The 18,172-nt window shown below is 35.9% G+C and carries 15 protein-coding genes; 8 read left to right on the forward strand and 7 right to left on the reverse strand.

Translation table 11 applies throughout. From position 1 onward, the window contains the following. Window positions 1-49: 49 nt before the first annotated feature. Window positions 50-448, reverse strand: a complete 399-nt coding sequence (locus tag ACFSQS_RS00880; RefSeq protein WP_388012642.1) for a DUF423 domain-containing protein — start codon at window positions 446-448, stop codon at window positions 50-52. Between the two features lie 225 nt (window positions 449-673). On the opposite strand from ACFSQS_RS00880, the gene ACFSQS_RS00885 reads away from it, so the two are divergent. Beyond that, window positions 674-2,038, forward strand: a complete 1,365-nt coding sequence (locus ACFSQS_RS00885; protein ID WP_388012645.1) for a saccharopine dehydrogenase family protein — start codon at window positions 674-676, stop codon at window positions 2,036-2,038. 14 nt (window positions 2,039-2,052) lie between these two features. On the opposite strand, the gene ACFSQS_RS00890 is transcribed toward ACFSQS_RS00885, so the two are convergent. After that, a complete protein-coding gene (locus ACFSQS_RS00890) occupies window positions 2,053-2,757 on the reverse strand; it encodes a DUF4197 domain-containing protein (RefSeq protein WP_388012648.1) in 705 nt (234 codons plus the stop codon). 80 nt (window positions 2,758-2,837) lie between these two features. On the opposite strand from ACFSQS_RS00890, the gene ACFSQS_RS00895 reads away from it, so the two are divergent. Next, on the forward strand, window positions 2,838-3,752 hold the full coding sequence (locus tag ACFSQS_RS00895; protein ID WP_388012651.1) for an MBL fold metallo-hydrolase: 915 nt from the start codon (window positions 2,838-2,840) through the stop codon (window positions 3,750-3,752). Window positions 3,753-4,079: 327 nt separating this feature from the next. Beyond that, window positions 4,080-7,568 carry a methylmalonyl-CoA mutase family protein gene (locus ACFSQS_RS00900; RefSeq protein ID WP_388012654.1) on the forward strand — a complete coding sequence of 1,163 codons (3,489 nt, stop codon included), beginning with the start codon at window positions 4,080-4,082 and terminating at the stop codon, window positions 7,566-7,568. A 253-nt stretch (window positions 7,569-7,821) separates the two neighbouring features. Here the strand turns inward: ACFSQS_RS00900 and ACFSQS_RS00905 are convergent, their stop codons facing one another. The 3 genes from ACFSQS_RS00905 to ACFSQS_RS00915 form a co-directional block, all read right to left on the reverse strand. Beyond that, a complete protein-coding gene (locus ACFSQS_RS00905; RefSeq protein WP_388012657.1) occupies window positions 7,822-8,442 on the reverse strand; it encodes a tRNA (guanine-N1)-methyltransferase in 621 nt (206 codons plus the stop codon). A gap of 216 nt (window positions 8,443-8,658) precedes the next feature. Further along, window positions 8,659-10,107 carry a glyceraldehyde-3-phosphate dehydrogenase gene (locus ACFSQS_RS00910; protein ID WP_388012660.1) on the reverse strand — a complete coding sequence of 483 codons (1,449 nt, stop codon included), beginning with the start codon at window positions 10,105-10,107 and terminating at the stop codon, window positions 8,659-8,661. A gap of 158 nt (window positions 10,108-10,265) precedes the next feature. Beyond that, a complete protein-coding gene (locus tag ACFSQS_RS00915) occupies window positions 10,266-11,678 on the reverse strand; it encodes a trypsin-like peptidase domain-containing protein (protein WP_388012663.1) in 1,413 nt (470 codons plus the stop codon). A gap of 308 nt (window positions 11,679-11,986) precedes the next feature. Between ACFSQS_RS00915 and dapF the strand changes: the two genes are divergently transcribed. The 5 genes from dapF to ACFSQS_RS00940 all read left to right on the forward strand — a co-directional run bounded on the left by dapF (window position 11,987) and on the right by ACFSQS_RS00940 (window position 16,004). Continuing rightward, entirely contained in the window at window positions 11,987-12,757 is a 771-nt protein-coding gene (gene dapF, locus ACFSQS_RS00920) for a diaminopimelate epimerase (RefSeq protein ID WP_388012665.1), read from the forward strand. Beyond that, window positions 12,754-13,278 carry a GNAT family N-acetyltransferase gene (locus ACFSQS_RS00925; RefSeq protein ID WP_388012668.1) on the forward strand — a complete coding sequence of 175 codons (525 nt, stop codon included), beginning with the start codon at window positions 12,754-12,756 and terminating at the stop codon, window positions 13,276-13,278. The genes dapF and ACFSQS_RS00925 overlap by 4 nt, the downstream gene beginning before the upstream one ends. Further along, window positions 13,279-14,322 carry an endolytic transglycosylase MltG gene (gene mltG, locus ACFSQS_RS00930; protein ID WP_388012671.1) on the forward strand — a complete coding sequence of 348 codons (1,044 nt, stop codon included), beginning with the start codon at window positions 13,279-13,281 and terminating at the stop codon, window positions 14,320-14,322. Between the two features lie 50 nt (window positions 14,323-14,372). Continuing rightward, on the forward strand, window positions 14,373-15,233 hold the full coding sequence (locus ACFSQS_RS00935) for a DUF2279 domain-containing protein (protein WP_388012674.1): 861 nt from the start codon (window positions 14,373-14,375) through the stop codon (window positions 15,231-15,233). 111 nt (window positions 15,234-15,344) lie between these two features. After that, on the forward strand, window positions 15,345-16,004 hold the full coding sequence (locus ACFSQS_RS00940) for a peptidoglycan-binding protein LysM (RefSeq protein ID WP_388012677.1): 660 nt from the start codon (window positions 15,345-15,347) through the stop codon (window positions 16,002-16,004). 23 nt (window positions 16,005-16,027) lie between these two features. Here ACFSQS_RS00940 and ACFSQS_RS00945 read toward each other — a convergent pair whose 3' ends face one another. Both ACFSQS_RS00945 and ACFSQS_RS00950 read right to left on the reverse strand, forming a co-directional pair. After that, complete coding sequence (locus ACFSQS_RS00945) at window positions 16,028-16,744, reverse strand: SAM-dependent methyltransferase (RefSeq protein WP_388012680.1); 717 nt, start codon at window positions 16,742-16,744, stop codon at window positions 16,028-16,030. After that, window positions 16,745-18,157 (reverse strand): PQQ-dependent sugar dehydrogenase, encoded by a 1,413-nt coding sequence (locus ACFSQS_RS00950; RefSeq protein ID WP_388012683.1) that lies wholly within the window; start codon window positions 18,155-18,157, stop codon window positions 16,745-16,747. Between the last annotated feature and the right edge of the window lie 15 nt (window positions 18,158-18,172).

Genomic DNA, 18,172 nt, shown 5'->3' on the forward strand with positions numbered 1-18,172 from the left:
AAAATATTTATTTGGCAAAATTACACTTTATTTTTACCCATCAAATTATTTAATTATCATTTTTCGACTTTATTTTTAAGAAATCCATAAATATAATCCCCCAAGATATAATTAATAACAATCCCCCAATTGGAGTTATAAAAGCAATGGTCTTAAAATTGAAAGCCGTTAAAGGGTTAGTGGCCAAACCATAAATAGACCCCGAAAAGAGAAAAACGCCTATTAACACAAAGTAAAAAATAAGTCGTTTTGTTTTTTTGCTAATTAATGGTGTGCTTCCAACAAACAAAAGAAATAAGGCATGATACATTTGATAGCGTACACCGGTTTCAAAGGTTTGTAAAGATTCAACCGAGATTGAGGCCTTTAACCCATGTGCGCCAAAAGCACCCATAATAACACTGGTTATCCCCAAAAGCGACGCAGCAATTAAAATTTTATTATTCATATTTATGTTAATTATTCATAAAAAATCCCTTTAATTTTTATTAAATTCGTAAAATTAATCCGCTTAAAAGGGTGTTTGTCAATAAAATGTTTTCAAAACAAAATCTTGAAAAATACCATTAAAATTGTTATTCTCACAAAATCGAAGATTCATGAATTAATTTGAATTAAGAATCAATGAATAAAGCGGAAATCTAAAAAACAAAATTACTCAACAATTCTCACTATGCGAAAGATTTTAGTTATTGGTTCCGGAAAATCGGCATCCTATCTCATAAAATATTTATTGGATAAATCTCGGTCTGAAAACCTACATGTTACCATTGGAGATATTAACACAGAAAATGCTAAAAAACTGGTTGGAAATCATAAAAACGCAACCCTAATTAATTTAGATGTTTTTGATGAAACCCAGCGCAGAAAAGCCATTGAGAATACCGATATTGTAGTATCTATGCTTCCTGCACGTTTTCATATTGAGGTTGCCAAAGACTGTGTTACTTACAAAAAGCATATGGTAACGGCATCTTACGTAAGCCCAGAAATGCAAGCTTTAGATGCTGCTGCAAAAGCAAACGGACTTGTTTTAATGAATGAAATTGGGGTCGATCCCGGGATAGACCACATGAGTGCCATGCAAGTTTTAGACCACATTAGAGCCAAGGGCGGCAAAATTATTTTATTTGAATCGTTTACCGGTGGGCTAGTAGCTCCCGAAAGCGATACAAACCTTTGGAACTATAAATTTACCTGGAATCCCAGAAATGTGGTTGTTGCCGGCCAAGGTGGAGCCGCAAAATTTTTACAGGAAGGCACCTATAAATACATTCCGTACAACCGATTATTTAGGCGTACCGAGTTTTTGGAAATTGATGGTTTTGGTCGATTTGAAGCTTATGCCAACCGAGACTCTTTAAAGTACCAAAGCGTTTACGGATTAGAAAATATAAAAACATTATATCGAGGTACCATGCGTCGTGTTGGCTTTAGTCGGGCTTGGAATATTTTTGTGGTTTTGGGAATGACAGACGATAGCTACACCATTGACGATAGCGAAAACATGAGTTACCGCGATTTTGTTAATGCCTTTTTGCCGTATAGTCCTTCTGATTCGGTAGAATTAAAATTAAGGCACGCACTTAAAATAGACCAAGACGATATTGTTTGGGATAAATTGGTTGAATTAGATATTTTTAATGCTGAAAAAAGAGTAGAACTAAATAAAGCTACACCGGCCCAAATCCTTCAAAAAATACTGATGGATAGCTGGACTTTAGAAACAAACGATAAAGATATGATTGTAATGTACCATAAATTTGGGTACGAGTTAAACGGTAAAAAACACCAAATAGATGCAAATATGGTTGTACTGGGCGAAGACCAAACCTATACTGCTATGTCCAAAACCGTTGGTTTGCCTGTGGCTATGGCAACACTTGCTATTTTAAACAAAAAAATTACAACTCCAGGTGTGCAAATACCCATCACTAAAGAAGTTTACAAGCCTATTTTAAAGGAATTAAAAGGTTTTGGTATTCAATTTAACGAAATAAAAGTGCCTTATTTGGGTTACAATCCTTTAAATAATTAGTAGTTTTTGTAATTCTAATCCTGCAAAGCAAAAACTTTTTTCAGCAAATCTGTGGTTCTCGACGATAGTTTGGTACGTATGTCTTTTTCTTCAACAGCAATCATGGTGTAAACACCTTTTAAAGCTTCGCCGGTAACATAATCGGTTAAATCTGGGTTTACATTGTTTGTAAACGGCAAGTTGTTGTATTTGTTTATTAAGTTGTTCCAAATTTTATTGGCACCAACTTTAGCAAACGAGTTTTCAATAACAGGATTAAATTTATCGTACAAAGCCGCTTGTGTTTTGCTGGTTAAATATTGGGTTGCGGCATCATCGTTTCCCAATAAAATATTTTTGGCATCGGTAAAGGTAATATCTTTTACAGCACTCACAAAAATTGGCGTGGCTTCTTTTACGGCATCTTCGGCAGCTCTGTTAAGTACTTTTAAACCCTGGTCGGCTAATTTGCTTAAACCAATATCTCTAAGTGTTTTATCAACTTTTTGTAACTCTTCGGGCAATAAAATCTTAACCAATTCATTTTTAAAAAAGCCGTCTTTTTGGGTTAGTTTGGTAACCTGTTTGTCTATTCCAAAGTCTAAAGCTTGCCTTAATCCAGAGGCTATTTCGGCATTTCCAACACCTCCGCTATGCGGTAGTTGTTTTGCTATTTCTTGTAATTCTGCACAAGCACTTAAGTTTAATATTAAGAAGACTGCTAAAAATTTACGAATCATAATTTATGTTTTATATATTTAACAAAGATATATTTTTACTAATGAAGATGTTGCAAATACGATGCCTAATATTTTGCTTTATGCTGTTTAATTGTCAAAATAAAGAAAAGAAAACAGGTTGTAATTTAGATGAAAAACCCATGCAATTCATTACGGTTTTAGGTATTGCACAAGATGCCGGGTTTCCTCAAATTAATTGTAATAAAACCTGTTGTGAAGCTTTTTATAATGCTGAAGAATCAAAGAAATTAATTTCGTGTTTGGGTTTGTTAGATTTAGAAAATCAAAAAAAATGGCTTTTTGATGCCACGCCAGATATTGCTGCACAAACGCAGTTGCTAAAAACGCATTTAGATAATAACAACGTGATTGATGGCGTATTTTTAACCCATGCGCATATTGGGCATTACACAGGTTTGATGTATTTTGGGAGAGAAGCTTTAGGTGGAAATAGCATTCCGGTTTACGCGATGCCAAAAATGAAAACATATTTAGAAAATAACGGGCCGTGGAGTCAATTGGTAAGCTTAAATAATATTGATTTGAAACGGCTTCAAAACGATTCAACTATCGTATTAAATTCAAAATTAAAAGTGATTCCTTTTTTAGTGCCGCATCGCGACGAATATTCCGAAACGGTGGGGTATAAAATTAAGGGGCAAAACAAATCAGCCTTATTTATTCCAGATATTGATAAGTGGAATGTATGGAAAAGAGATATTATTGAAGAAGTTAAAAAAGTAGATTACGCATTTTTAGATGCCTCTTTTTTTAAAGCTGGCGAATTAGACAGGGATATGAGTAAAATACCGCATCCGTTTACCACCGAGACTACAACGCTGTTTGAAAATGAATCCATTGAAACGAAAAACAAAATCCACTTTATTCATTTTAATCACACCAATCCCACTATAAAAGATAGTCATAGGTTAAAAGATAGCATTCAAAATTTAGGATTCCGTTTTGCTAAACAAGGCGCTATTTATGGGTTGTAGTTAATGGGCATAGTTTAAATAAAAAGGCATCTAGGGAGCAGATGCCTTTGAGAGCAAAACTTCAAATAATCCGATAATTAGTTGCTTAGGTTTTATTAATGTTTTTTTAGACACAAGAAAAAAATAAAGTCACATTTTAATCGAAAAGAATACCTCGAGGCTCAGTTTCTGGGTTTCTGTTGTCCCGAAGCGTTGGGAGTTATTCTCGAGAAATCGGTAATCTAAGCAAAAAATGAAATTTTTAAAACTTTAGATAATCCAATATAAACACTCCAATTTTTTGAATATTCCGTAAATTAGCAACATAAAATTCAAGATTCTTTAAGAATGGCACAAACTAAACCATACAAACCAAAGCACAAAGTTAGAATTGTAACTGCCGCATCGCTTTTTGATGGGCACGATGCTTCTATAAACATTATGCGGCGCATTATTCAGGCAACAGGTGTTGAGGTAATTCACTTGGGGCACAACCGAAGTGTAGAAGAGGTTGTAAATACAGCCATTCAAGAAGATGTAAATGCCATTTGTTTAACCTCGTATCAAGGTGGGCACAACGAGTATTTTAAGTATATGTTCGATTTTCTTAAGGAAAGAGGCGCATCCCACATCAAGATTTTTGGCGGCGGCGGCGGCGTTATTCTGCCACATGAAATTAAGCAATTGATGGCCTATGGGATTGCCCGAATTTATTCTCCAGATGATGGAAGAGAAATGGGTTTGCAAGGCATGATTAACGATTTGGTAGAGAAAGCCTCCCCAAACACCTCCAAAGAAGGGAAGCCAGATACTCATGGAAAAGTATGTAATGAAGACGGTTCTTGGTTACTGGAAATGGGAAAAAATAAGGTTTTAGAAAGCCTAAAAAATAAAGATGTAAATACCATAGCAAGATTAATTTCGCTTGCAGAGAATAATAACGAAGATTATAAGAGAGTGTTTCCTTATCCTATTAAGGATTCCTCCCCTTTGAGGAGGTTAGGAGGGGCTGTATTGGGAATTACAGGAACCGGTGGCGCAGGAAAGTCTTCTTTGGTCGATGAATTAGTTAGAAGGTTTTTAATAGATTTCCCAAAGAAAACAGTTGGTATTGTATCGGTAGATCCTTCAAAACGTAAAACAGGAGGCGCCCTTTTAGGCGATAGAATTAGAATGAATGCTATAAACAATCCCAGAGTTTATATGCGCAGTTTGGCCACACGACAATCTAACTTGGCGTTGTCTAAACACGTAAATGAAGCGGTTGAGGTTTTAAAAGCTGCCGAATACGATTTGATTATTTTAGAAACCTCCGGAATTGGGCAATCGGATACCGAAATTATAGAACATTCTGATGTAGCGCTTTATGTAATGACCCCAGAATTTGGCGCAGCAACACAATTGGAAAAAATCGATATGTTGGATTTTGCTGATTTGGTAGCTATTAATAAATTCGATAAACAAGGGGCCTTAGACGCACTGCGCGATGTAAAAAAACAATACATGCGTAACAATAATCTTTGGGATGTTAATCTAGACGAATTGCCCGTTTTTGGCACCATTGCATCTCAGTTTAACGACCCCGGAATGAACAGGCTGTACAAAGCCATTATGGATAAGTTGGTTGATAAGACAGATGCCGATTTAAAATCGACTTTCGAAATTTCAGGAGACATGAGCGAAAAGATTTTTATTATTCCGCCTAAAAGGATCCGTTATTTGTCAGAAATTGCCGAAAACAATCGGGCTTACGACAAGAAAGCCAATGCGTATGTTCAGGTTGCTCAAAAACTTTACGGTATTTATAAAACCTTAGAATCTGTTATTGGAACCGAACCACGATTAGATAAAGCAGGAATTGAAACCGAGTCTATCAGTTCCAGCACAGTCGAGAACAAAGACTTCATTAGCATGCTTATCGCAGAATTCGACCGCGTAAAACTAAACCTCGACCCATACAGCTGGGAAATAATTACAGGTTGGAACGATAAAGTAAATACATATAAAAACCCAATCTATTCATTTAAAGTTAGAGATAAAGAGATAAAAATTGAAACCCACACCGAATCGCTTTCACATTTAAAAATACCAAAAGTAGCGTTACCAAAATATCAAGCTTGGGGCGATATTTTAAAATGGTGCTTACAAGAAAATGTACCAGGAGAATTTCCATACACTTCAGGTTTATATCCGTTTAAACGAACTGGCGAAGATCCAGCAAGAATGTTTGCCGGCGAAGGTGGACCGGAACGAACCAACAGGCGCTTTCATTACCTTAGCGCAGGTTTGCCCGCAAAACGTTTATCGACTGCTTTCGATAGCGTAACGCTTTACGGAAACAACCCCGGTTTCAGACCCGATATTTATGGTAAAATAGGAAACGCAGGTGTCTCAATATGCTGTTTAGACGATGCTAAAAAATTATATTCCGGTTTCGATTTGGCAAGCGAAAAGACCTCGGTAAGTATGACTATAAATGGGCCGGCACCCATGCTTTTGGGGTTTTTTATGAATGCGGCCATCGACCAACAGTGCGAAATTTATATAAAAGAAAACGGACTGGAAGGCGACGTAAAAACAAAAATTGATAAACTATATAAAGGCAAAGAGCGTCCAAAATACAATGGCGATTTACCCGAAGGAAATAATGGTTTAGGCTTAATGTTGTTAGGTGTAACAGGAGATCAAGTATTAGCAAAAGACGTTTACCAAGACATTAAAAAGAAAACGATTGCTCAGGTTCGTGGCACCGTTCAAGCCGATATTTTAAAAGAAGACCAAGCGCAAAATACCTGTATTTTTTCAACAGAATTTGCCTTGCGTTTAATGGGCGATGTACAAGAATATTTTATTGAAAATAATGTTCGTAACTTTTATTCGGTTTCTATTTCTGGCTATCATATTGCCGAAGCAGGGGCAAACCCTATTACGCAATTGGCACTAACTTTATCCAATGGTTTCACTTACGTAGAATATTATTTAAGCCGTGGCATGGACATCAATAAATTTGGGCCCAACCTATCGTTTTTCTTTTCAAACGGCATCGATCCGGAATATGCTGTTATTGGTCGTGTTGCCAGAAAAATTTGGGCCAAAGCCATGAAGCATAAATATGGTGCCAATGCCAGGGCGCAAATGTTAAAGTACCATATTCAAACTTCCGGACGCAGTTTGCATGCCCAGGAAATTGATTTTAACGATATTCGTACCACATTACAAGCTTTGTATGCTATTTACGATAACTGTAACTCGCTGCACACCAATGCTTACGATGAAGCCATTACAACACCAACTGAAGAATCGGTTCGTCGTGCCATGGCTATTCAATTAATTATTAATAAAGAATTGGGCTTGGCCAAAAACGAAAATCCAATTCAGGGTTCTTTTATTATTGAAGAATTAACCGATTTGGTTGAAGAAGCTGTGCTTTTGGAGTTTGACAGGATTACCGATCGCGGCGGTGTGCTCGGAGCCATGGAAACCATGTATCAGCGCAGTAAAATACAAGAAGAAAGTTTGTATTACGAAACTTTGAAACATAGCGGTAAATTCCCGATAATTGGAGTAAATACGTTTTTAAGCTCTAAAGGGTCTCCAACTATTGTTCCTAAGGAAATCATTAGGGCTACAGAAGAAGAAAAGCAATTTCAAATTAAAACACTAGAAAACCTTCATAAGTCAAATAATGCAAAAGCGTTATTAAAAGGGCTTCAAAAGAAAGCTCTAAACAACGAAAATATCTTTGAAGCTTTAATGGATGTTACCAAAACATGTTCGCTTGGGCAAATTACCAAGGCTTTGTTTGAAGTTGGCGGGCAGTACCGAAGAAACATGTAGCCATAGATTCTTTTGGGTGTTTTGTTGGTGTTACACCTAATTTAATTAAAACGGGTTCATTTTCAACTCTATCCCTTGCTCATAATTTCCATAGCTACAGCTATACAAACCAATTGCAGCGTTGTAGAACAAAAAAGCAACTTCGTTTTTTGTATGGCTTTACAAAATTAAATTGGTGATATTTGGCAAATTTCAGCATTAAAACAAATATTTTAAGGCTTTTTGCATACTTTCAAAATAACAATTGGTAGCATTAAACACCTTTCTGTTTGTTTATTTCGTCTTGCAGTTGGCGCCTTACCTTTTGCTCGCGCTCTAAAGCTATTCTGCGGTGTTCATCAAATTCTTCTTCAATTTCTTCCAAAGCTTTTTTAGCATCTCGCGTAATGGCATTGCTGTTTTTAAACTTGTAAACAAATAAAACAAATAAGGCCATTAAACTTGCAATAATAGTCCACATTGCCACATTGTAGTTGGTTTTGCTCATTCGCATACCCAGCAGCGACATGCTGTCTTTCTCTAAATTTGTAGCGTCTAGTGTTGATTGTGTGCTGTTTAGTGCGGTTTTTAAATCGTTAATTTCTTTTTGTTGGGCTCCAACAGTGGTTTTAGAGTTTTCTAATTTGGTTTTTAATGTTTTTAAAGAATCTAGCGTGTTTGCTCGCAAGGTAAAAAACATGCTGCGTTTTACGGCTTCGTAGGCTTGCCCGTTTGTGCCTTTAAAATTGCCTGATTTTCTTAAAACATATTCAAATTGATTGGCTATAGTACCGTTTTTTAAAGAGAGGTCTTCTTCTGGTTTAGCTTGCGAAAAACCGGTTAGTGAAATTGTTAAAAAAAGAATGATAAATGGGGCGTGCTTAATAGGATTCATTTACGATTGGTTTAAAAAGGGTTGTTTTTTGGTTTTTACGAAGTTATAAAATTATGTTTATTAATGGCTTTGCATTTAAGAAAAAGCCTCATAAAATGAGGCTGCTTTATATACGATTGAAATTTGGGTTTAGATTTCAAAAAAAAATTTAAAAGTTTGGCCATATTAAACAAGGCGTGTTGCCATTGGGTTTTGTTTAGGCAACTAAGGGTTTCGTTAATAGTAGGTATAACGTCTTACCTTAGCTATATATTTTGCCAATCGTATTACTTGGTGGCTGTAACCGTATTCGTTATCGTACCAAATATAAAGCAATACATTTTTGCCATCGGCACGAACTATAGTGGCTTTACTGTCGTAAATTGATGGCGCAGAACTACCTACAATGTCGCTAGAAACAAGTTCATCACTAAGTTCGTATTTTATCTGCTCTACCAAATCGCCTTCTAAGGCATATTTTTTTAAAATTGTATTAATGCCGTTTATCGATGTTTTGTTTTCAATCTCTAAATTTAAAATGGCCAAAGAGCCGTTAGGTACCGGTACACGAATGGCGTTTGAGGTTAATTTACCTTCTAAACTCGGTAAAGCTTTGGCTACAGCATTGCCTGCACCGGTTTCTGTAATAACCATATTTAATCCGGCAGCACGACCACGGCGGTATTTTTTATGAAAATTATCAACCAAGTTTTGATCGTTAGTATAAGCGTGTATGGTTTCTAAATGGCCGCTTTTAACACCAAAAGAATCTTCAATAGCTTTTAAAATAGGTGTAATGGCGTTAGTTGTACAAGATGCCGCTGAAAAAATATCGACTTTATCAGGGTTGTTTTCTAAATGATTGACACCGTAAACAATATTTGGTACGCCTTTTCCTGGGGCGGTAAGTAGCACTTTGTCTGCGCCTTTAGATTTTAAATGCCTGCTTAAAGCGCCTTTATCTCTAAATGCACCGGTGTTATCGATTACCAAAGCATTGTTTATGCCGTATTTAGAATAGTCTATGTCTTCTGGTGCGTTTGCAGAAATAATATTTACCGTGGTCCCGTTAATAATCAAGGCCTTGTTTTTTGCGTCGATAGAAACGGTTCCTGAAAAATCGCCGTGTACGGAATCGTTGCGCAGTAAAGCCGCTCTTTTTTCTAAAATGGTTTCAGTAATATCGCCTCGGGTAACAATGGCTCTTAATCGCAGTTGGCTTCCTTTACCTGTACGCGTCATGAGCTCTCTGGCCACTAGGCGCCCAATGCGCCCAAAACCATAAAGAACAACATTTTTGGGTGTAATATTGCCATTTTTTCTAGCGTCTTTTAATTTGCTTGCAATAAAAGCCGTGGCATTGCCGTGTTTATTGTTATCCAAATGAAATTCGTAGGTTAGCTTTCCAATATCCAATTTTGCTGGTGGCAAATCGAGTGCCTTAATGGCTTGGGCAATTTCAACCGAATCAAAAATTGAGATGGGTTTTTGTACAAATTTACCTGCGTAGTTGTGCAGGTTTAAAATCTGGCTTACGTTTCTGTCTATTAGTTGGTTTCTAAAAATTACTAATTCGATGGATTTATCGTACCAAAGGTCGTTTACAATTTTTATAAACTCTACGGTTGCTTTTCGGCGGTCGGCCTGAAAAGCCAATTCTTTTTCGTATGTTTTGTTTAAAGGCATTGTTTTTAATGTTTAGTTTTTTGGCCTTGCCATAAAAGATAAAATTTTGGCAAAAATACTATATTTCAAACGTTTTCGTAGCGTATTGGCAAAAAAAAACAACCTCTTAAAATCTTGGTGTTTTAAGAGGTTGTAATACCTTGGTTTTATAAAGTGTTTTACTTAAAAATAACTTCCTTTTTTTCTCCGTAGCGATTAATAAACGCTAAGCTTTTAAGATTTTCAAGATAATCGTCGCCATATTTTTCTTTTAATTTTGAAATATCTTGTATGGATTCTATCTTTTTGTCGTTAATCTTGGTAATAATGTAACCTTCTGTGATACCTAGATTGTTTTTAAGCCATTTGTTGTTGGATTTTGATATTCTAACGCCATGCGGTATGTTGTGTTTGTCTTTTACATCGGTAGATAAATCTTTAAATTCCATATCCATAAACTCTGCAGAAAATATATCTATGTTGGAGATGGTTACCGGAATGGTTAAAAATTCTTCATCGCGAAGCACCTTAACATTTACAACATCTTTGGGGCGTTTTGTTTTTAGATAGCCTTTTAAATCTTCAAACTTAGAAATTTCTATATGGTCTAGTTTTTTTATTATGTCTCCTTTTTTTAGGCCCGCTTTTTCGGCACCAGATTTACGGGTAACTTCGCTTACATACACACCTTCAATTTCGTTTACTCCCAATTCTTTAGCTTCTTCAGAGTTTTTGTTTAAAATAGAAACACCTAAAACACCGTTTTGTATATTACCGTATTCTAAAATATCCATAAATATTTTTCTGGCAATATTGCTAGGTACAGCAAAAGAGTAGCCCACATAAGAACCAGTTTGAGACGATATGGCAGTATTTATGCCAATTAACTCACCATTGGTATTTACTAAAGCGCCACCGGAATTACCTGGGTTTACAGCCGCATCGGTTTGTATAAAAGATTGCGAACGGCTACCTGTTAAATCTCTTGATTTTGCACTAATTATACCCGCCGTTACTGTAGATGTTAAATTAAAAGGGTTGCCCACGGCCAAAACCCATTCGCCTATTTGTGCTTGATCAGAATCACCAAAATTTACAACTGGTAAATCTTCATCTGTTTCAATTTTTAAAACAGCAATATCGGTCTCTGGGTCGGCACCAATTATTTCTGCTTCGTAGGTTTTATTGTTATTTAAAGTAACCGATAACTCCTTAGAGTTTTTTATAACATGATTGTTAGTAATGATATAACCAGATGGATCTACAATAACACCAGAGCCCGTACCTAATCGATATTGTGGGTTAGGGTTTCTGCCAAAAAACAAATCTTGAATAGACATCTGGCTGCTACCTACCGAAACATTTTTTACGTGTACAACCGCGTTTACCGTACTTTCGGCAGCGGCAACAAAATTGGCTTTTTCTTCAACATTATAGATGCTTTTTACATGGTTGGTTGGCAAATAGGTTGATGTATTGTGGTTTGAAGCAATAATAGGTTTTTGCTCAGGTTCTAATAATAATTTATATGCGCCTAGGGTTAAAATTCCACCTAATGCCGAAACCAATACAAGGGTTAAAATCTTTTTCATTTTTTTTCAGTTTTAAGTATTATTTGTTAACGATTAAAATTAAATATTTATTGAATTTCAAAATCAATTTTAACGATATTTAACGTGTTTTTTAACGGCTGTTTAACAATCAAAAATCATTTGGGCGTTACCCCAAAAAAGGGGTCGGGCTTTCACTACTCGCTTCCTCTCCCGAAGCTTCGGGATCGGCGAGCTCAAACATGCCGTTCAATCCCTAACGCAAAACCAACACACGGTATTTTTACACCTTTAAATTTTTACTAGTCAACAAAAAAGTACAAAAGACTTCTTTATATTTGTGCTTTATTATGCAACAAACTTTTTATAAATATCAAGGAACTGGAAACGATTTTGTGATGATTGATAATCGTCAACAAACATTCGACAAAAACAATACCAAACGCATCGCCCATCTGTGCGACAGACGTTTTGGCATAGGTGCAGACGGACTAATACTACTGGAAAACCACGAGACATTGGATTTTGAAATGATCTATTACAATGCCGATGGCAGCCAAAGTTTTTGTGGCAATGGCGCAAGATGCGCTGTAGCTTTCGCAAAACAACTGGGGATAATAAAAAACAAGGCCTTTTTTTTGGCAATAGACGGTAAACATAGCGCAAGCCTAAGCAATGGTATTGTAAAATTACAAATGCACAATGTTGATACAGTTAAAAAATACGACCACCATGTTTTTTTAAATACGGGATCGCCCCACCATGTACAGTTTGAAAGCAATATTGATGATTTCGATATTAAAACCAAAGGTGCCAAAATTAGATACGGACAGCCTTATAACAAAGCAGGTACTAATGTTAATTTTGTTAAGAAAGTTTCGAGCACAGAATTTAAAGTTAGAACCTACGAGCGCGGTGTTGAAAACGAAACCTTATCTTGCGGAACCGGTGTTACAGCAGTAGCCTTGGCCATGCATTATATTGGTGAAACCGAAAAAAACCTAATAACTTTGCATACCCAAGGCGGCAATTTGCAAGTGTCTTTTAACAAAGAAAGCGGTGTTTATAAAAATGTTTGCTTAATGGGTCCGGCAAAATTAGTTTTTCAAGGCATTATATGATTACCTTAAAAGGAAAAAACATTTATTTGCGTGCTCTAGAACCCGAGGATTTAGAGTTTATATACGCCATAGAAAACGACGAATCGGTCTGGGAAATTAGCAATACCCAAGCACCGTATTCTAAATTTTTAATCAAACAATATTTAGAGCAAGCCCACAAAGACATTTATGAAGTGAAGCAATTGCGCTTGGTGGTTTCAAGTTATAATGAAGAGCCTTTAGGGTTAATTGATTTGTTCGATTTCGATTTTAAAAACAGTAGGGCAGGACTTGGTATTTTAATTAAAGAAGAAAGCAACAGAAAAAAAGGTTACGGTAGCGAAGCCTTGCAATTATTGATTAAATATAGTTTTTCGCATTTAGGGTTGCATCAATTGTATTGTAATATTTCTGAAGATAATACAACAAGCATCAAACTTTTTAAAGCACAAGGGTTTAAGGAAATCGGAATAAAAAAAGATTGGAACCACATTAATGGTTTATATAAAAACGAATATTTATTTCAGCTAATAAATAACTAAATGTACATAAAAAAAATTCTCTTAACCATCGTATTTATTGGGTTAGCCGTAGCTGCCTATTTTGCCTATTTTGTGTATAATACCATGTTTGTGCCAAATACAGCCTTTAATAACGATACGGCTTATGTATATATAAAATCTACCGATACCTACAACAATGTGCGGCAGCAGTTAATCCCGCTTCTTAAAAATATTGATAGGTTTGATGCTTTGGCTAAACGAAAAAAATATGTAAATAACGTTAAAGCAGGTCGATATGCCATAAAAAAGGGCATGAACAATAACGATATTATTAACACAATTAGAAGTAAAAACCTACCTGTAAAATTATCGTTTAACAACCAAGAAACACTTGAGAAATTGGCAGGTCGAGTAGCATCTCAAATTGAAGCCGATAGCATATCGCTTATTAATGCTATGAAAGATGAAGCTTTTTTAACCGAAAATAGTTTTAAAGATGAAACAGCTTTAGGTATGTACATTCCCAATAGTTACGAGTTTTTCTGGAATACTTCTGCAGAAAAATTTACCAAGCGTATGCTTAAGGAATACAAGCGTTTTTGGAACGCGGCCAGAGAGGCAAAAGCAAAAGCCTTGGGTTTATCTCAACACGAAGTGATTGCACTAGCTTCCATTGTTCAAAAAGAAACCGCTAAAGTAGATGAGCGTCCACGTGTTGCAGGTGTTTATGTAAACAGGCTTAAAAGAAGAATGCCACTGCAAGCAGATCCAACGGTAATTTACGCCATAAAGAAAAAATCTGGCAATTTTGAGCAGGTTATAAAACGCGTGCTTTATAAAGATCTGGAAATAGACTCGCCATACAATACTTATAAATATGCTGGTTTGCCACCTGGTTTAATAACCATGCCAGATGTATCGTCAATCGATGCCGTTTTAAATTACGAAAAGCACAACTACTATTATTTTGTAGTAAACGTTGAAAATTTTGGCTATCATAAGTTCGCTAAAACCCTAGCGCAGCATAACCGAAATAGGCAAGAATATATTCGTTGGATTAACAGCAAAGGGATAAGACGATAATGGTGTTTAATTGCTTTAAATACCTGTTTTTCGTTTTTTTAATATCATCAATGTCGTTTTCGCAAACAAAGCTCGATGCGTTTTTAACTCCTAGCGACACCCTAAATACATCCCGAAGAAATGCCGTTGCAATAACTACAACTTCTTTGTCGGGTATTACCTTGTTAGGATTAAACCAATTGTGGTACTCAGATTTCAAACGTTCTAAATTCCATACCATTAATGATAATAACGAATGGCTTCAAATGGATAAAATAGGGCATGTCTTTGCATCTTATCAAATAGGGAAGTTTGGGGCAGAGGCTTTAAACTGGAGCGGTGTAAGTAAAAAAAACCAATTGATTTATGGCGCAACCCTTGGTTTTGGGTTTTTAACTGCTGTCGAAATTTTAGATGGCTATTCGCAAGAATGGGGTTTTTCTTGGGGCGATATTGCTGCAAATGCTTCCGGAACGGCTTTATATATAGGGCAAGAATTACTTTGGAACGAACAACGCATCCATTTAAAATTCTCTTTTCATCAAACTAAATATGCGATGCAAAATCCAGATAAATTAGGCGATGGGTTTTTAGAGCAGATATTAAAGGATTATAACGGACAAACTTATTGGTTAAGTGTTAATTTACACGATTTTTTAAAAGCCAGTAAAATCCCTAAATGGCTAAATTTCGCCATAGGTTACAGTGCCAATGGGATGTTGCAAGGTGTTAAAGATATTGGCAATGGTTCGTTAATAAATATAGATAGACAACGGCAATTCTATTTGAGTTTCGATGTAAATTTAAACAAGATTAAAACAAAATCACGCTTTTTAAAATCTGTTTTTAGTATTTTTAACGTCTTAAAAGTGCCATTTCCAGCTCTAGAATTCAATAAAAAAGGCAGTGTATTTCATCTATTGTACTACTAAAGATAACAGATAAACGATTAATTTTGAAGTTATTAAAAAAAAGCCTAATTTTGCACGCTCAAATTTTCAAGTGTACTTTACTATTAAAATATACTGAAGAAATTTAAATATATGAGAAAAAGTATTGCAAGTTACTTAACCCTAACACTTACAATATGCATTCTGTTGTACAGTTCGTTTTCATCTGATGAAACGATAAATCTAGGTAAGTACTCAACTAAAGGTTTGGTTTTAAACTATACCGTAAGTTCAGATACTAACAATAAAGACGAGGCATCTGTTTTAAATGATGCCAATAAATCATTTTCTCCTTATTTGGGGAAATCTTTCGTTGGTTTTAAAGAGGCTTTAGCTTTTAAGGAGTCCAGGGGCGATTATTTTTCTGTAAACACTTTTGGCTATTTGGGCAAATACCAATTTGGTGCTTCTACCTTAAAATTAATTGGTATTAACAATCCTGCAAAATTTTTAAAAAACCCTGCATTACAGGAAAAAGCATTTATAGCAAATGCGGCACGTAACAAATGGATATTGCGACGCGACATTAAAAACTTTGTTGGTAAACGCATTAACGGTGTTCTTGTTACAGAATCCGGTATTTTGGCAGCGGCACATTTGGCTGGTCCAGGTAGCGTAAAAAAATATTTGAGAAGCTATGGCTTGGATAATTTTACCGATGGCTATGGTACTACGGTACAATATTACATGAAACGTTTTTCTGGTTACGATACTTCTTTTGTAAAGCCAAACAGAAAGGCCAAAGCTATTTAATGCATTGTCGCTATTAGGCGAAATTAACTTTTATGGATAATAAATATGGAGGGTCTTTTGTGTAGGTCTTCCATGTTTTTTTTCCAAGCATTTGCGGTTTGTGTTTTAATAAACTCGGTTGGTAAAGTAATATCGCAAGCTACACATACAGCGGTGTTGTTGTCTAATATATGGCTTAAATCTTCAATCATTTTATTGTTTCGGTAAGGTGTTTCAATAAAAATTTGCGATTGATTTCGCTCAAAAGATAAGCGCTCCAATCGTTTAATTTCCTTTTTTCTTTCAGCTTTATCAATAGGCAAATAACCATTAAATGCAAAACTTTGTCCGTTCATCCCAGAGCCCATCATCGCCATTAAAATTGAAGAAGGCCCAACCAAAGGAATAACTTTTATGTTATTTTGATGGGCAAGCTTTACTATGTCGGCACCCGGATCTGCAACGCCAGGGCATCCCGCTTCAGACAATAAACCAACATTTATGCCTTTTAAGCAGGGTTCTAAAAATTCAGGTAATTCTAGAGCATCGGTAAATTTGTTTAAATGAAACATCTGTAATGCCGATTGCGATTTCCCCGAACTTATCTTTTTTATGAACCGTCGTGCTGTTTTTTCGTTTTCAACAATATAAGTGTTTACCTCTTCAATAACTTTTTTTACCGACATGGGTAAAACCTCCAAAGGCGCCGTGTCTCCTAATGTAGTTGGGATAAGGTATAAATTGCCAAGTTTGTTTTCCATTTAATTGATGATTAGTTTTTTTACGATTTTTGATGCGTTGTTGGTACAAACTTCCACAAAATATAAACCACTATGGTAATTTTTTACAGAAATATTTAGTATTTGTTTATTAGATTTTGAAATTGATTCGATTTTTTGACCGTGAATGTTGTAAATGGAAATAGATTCTACGGTTTTGAATTTTGAAGATAAATCAATTGAAACATTGTTATTTGAAGGATTAGGATGCAGTTTAAAATTAAACAGCTTACTTTCGTCCACACTTAAATTAGGATCGGTTATTTTGAAAATATTCGAGCCACCAACAATATAAAGTTCGCCATTATTATCTTCTCCAAATGTGGTCCATCTGCGAGCAATATTGGGCGTTTGCATGGCCATAGACCAACCGGAACCTGCATCGGTTAAAATACCGATTTGTTGGGTACAAAAATCGGCAAAAAAATACTTGCCAATAAAATTAGTGAACATCGTGCCTCTGTACACATAACCGCCAGTTATTGAGCCAGAGCATCCGTTGCCAACATGCGCATATTCTGCAACAGGAGCTATGGTTTCGTTAAAGCTTGCAGGACAGTTGCCGGTATCGTTAAAAACGTGGTTGTTACCTTCGTAACACCTCCAGCCGTAATTGTCTCCGGGTGTGCCAGAGCCTGTTACTTTGTTTATTTCTTCAAAATCATTTTGCCCAACATCGGCTATCCATAAATCGCCATTTAGTTTGTCGAAGGAAAATTTCCAAGGATTTCTTAACCCAATGGCATAAATTTCTGGACGCGGATCATTTTGTCCGTTGGCAGAACTGGAAAAAGGATTTGAACTTGGTATGTTGTATGAGCTTCCGCTAACATCTATCCGCAAAAGTTTCCCTAAAAGCGAGCTGGTATTTTGTGATCTATCTCCAGGATCGCCACCGGCTCCTCCATCGCCTGTGGCGATATATAAAAAACCATCGGGTCCAAAAGCTAATTTTCCGCCGTTGTGATTGTCGAATGGTTGTTTAATTGTAAGCAATACGGTTTCAGTAGTATTTGCAATATCGGGGTTAGTACTTACCGTGTATCTTGCAATTATGGTGTTGGGTTCTGTAGTACTCGTATTGTCTGTATAATTAACGTAAAACCTGCCAGAGGTTTTGTAATCTGGGGCAAAGGCTAAACCCAATAACCCACGCTCGCCACCCGAACCAACCTTTGTTGTAATATTTAAAAAGGGTGTTGGGTTTACTGTACCGCTAGGGGTTAAAATTTTAATAATGCCGGCTTGCTCTACAATAAAAAGCCTGCTATCGTTTGCGTTTGCAATTTCAACCGGATTAGAAAAATTTGGACCAAAATTTTGAAGTTCAACGGTTTGAGAAAATCCCAAAAAAATAAAACTATTAAAAATAAGTATTGAAACTAGTGTTTTCATAAGGCATCTTTTTTT

This window comes from Gelatiniphilus marinus, assembly GCF_042684345.1.
Taxonomy (GTDB): domain Bacteria; phylum Bacteroidota; class Bacteroidia; order Flavobacteriales; family Flavobacteriaceae; genus Gelatiniphilus; species Gelatiniphilus marinus.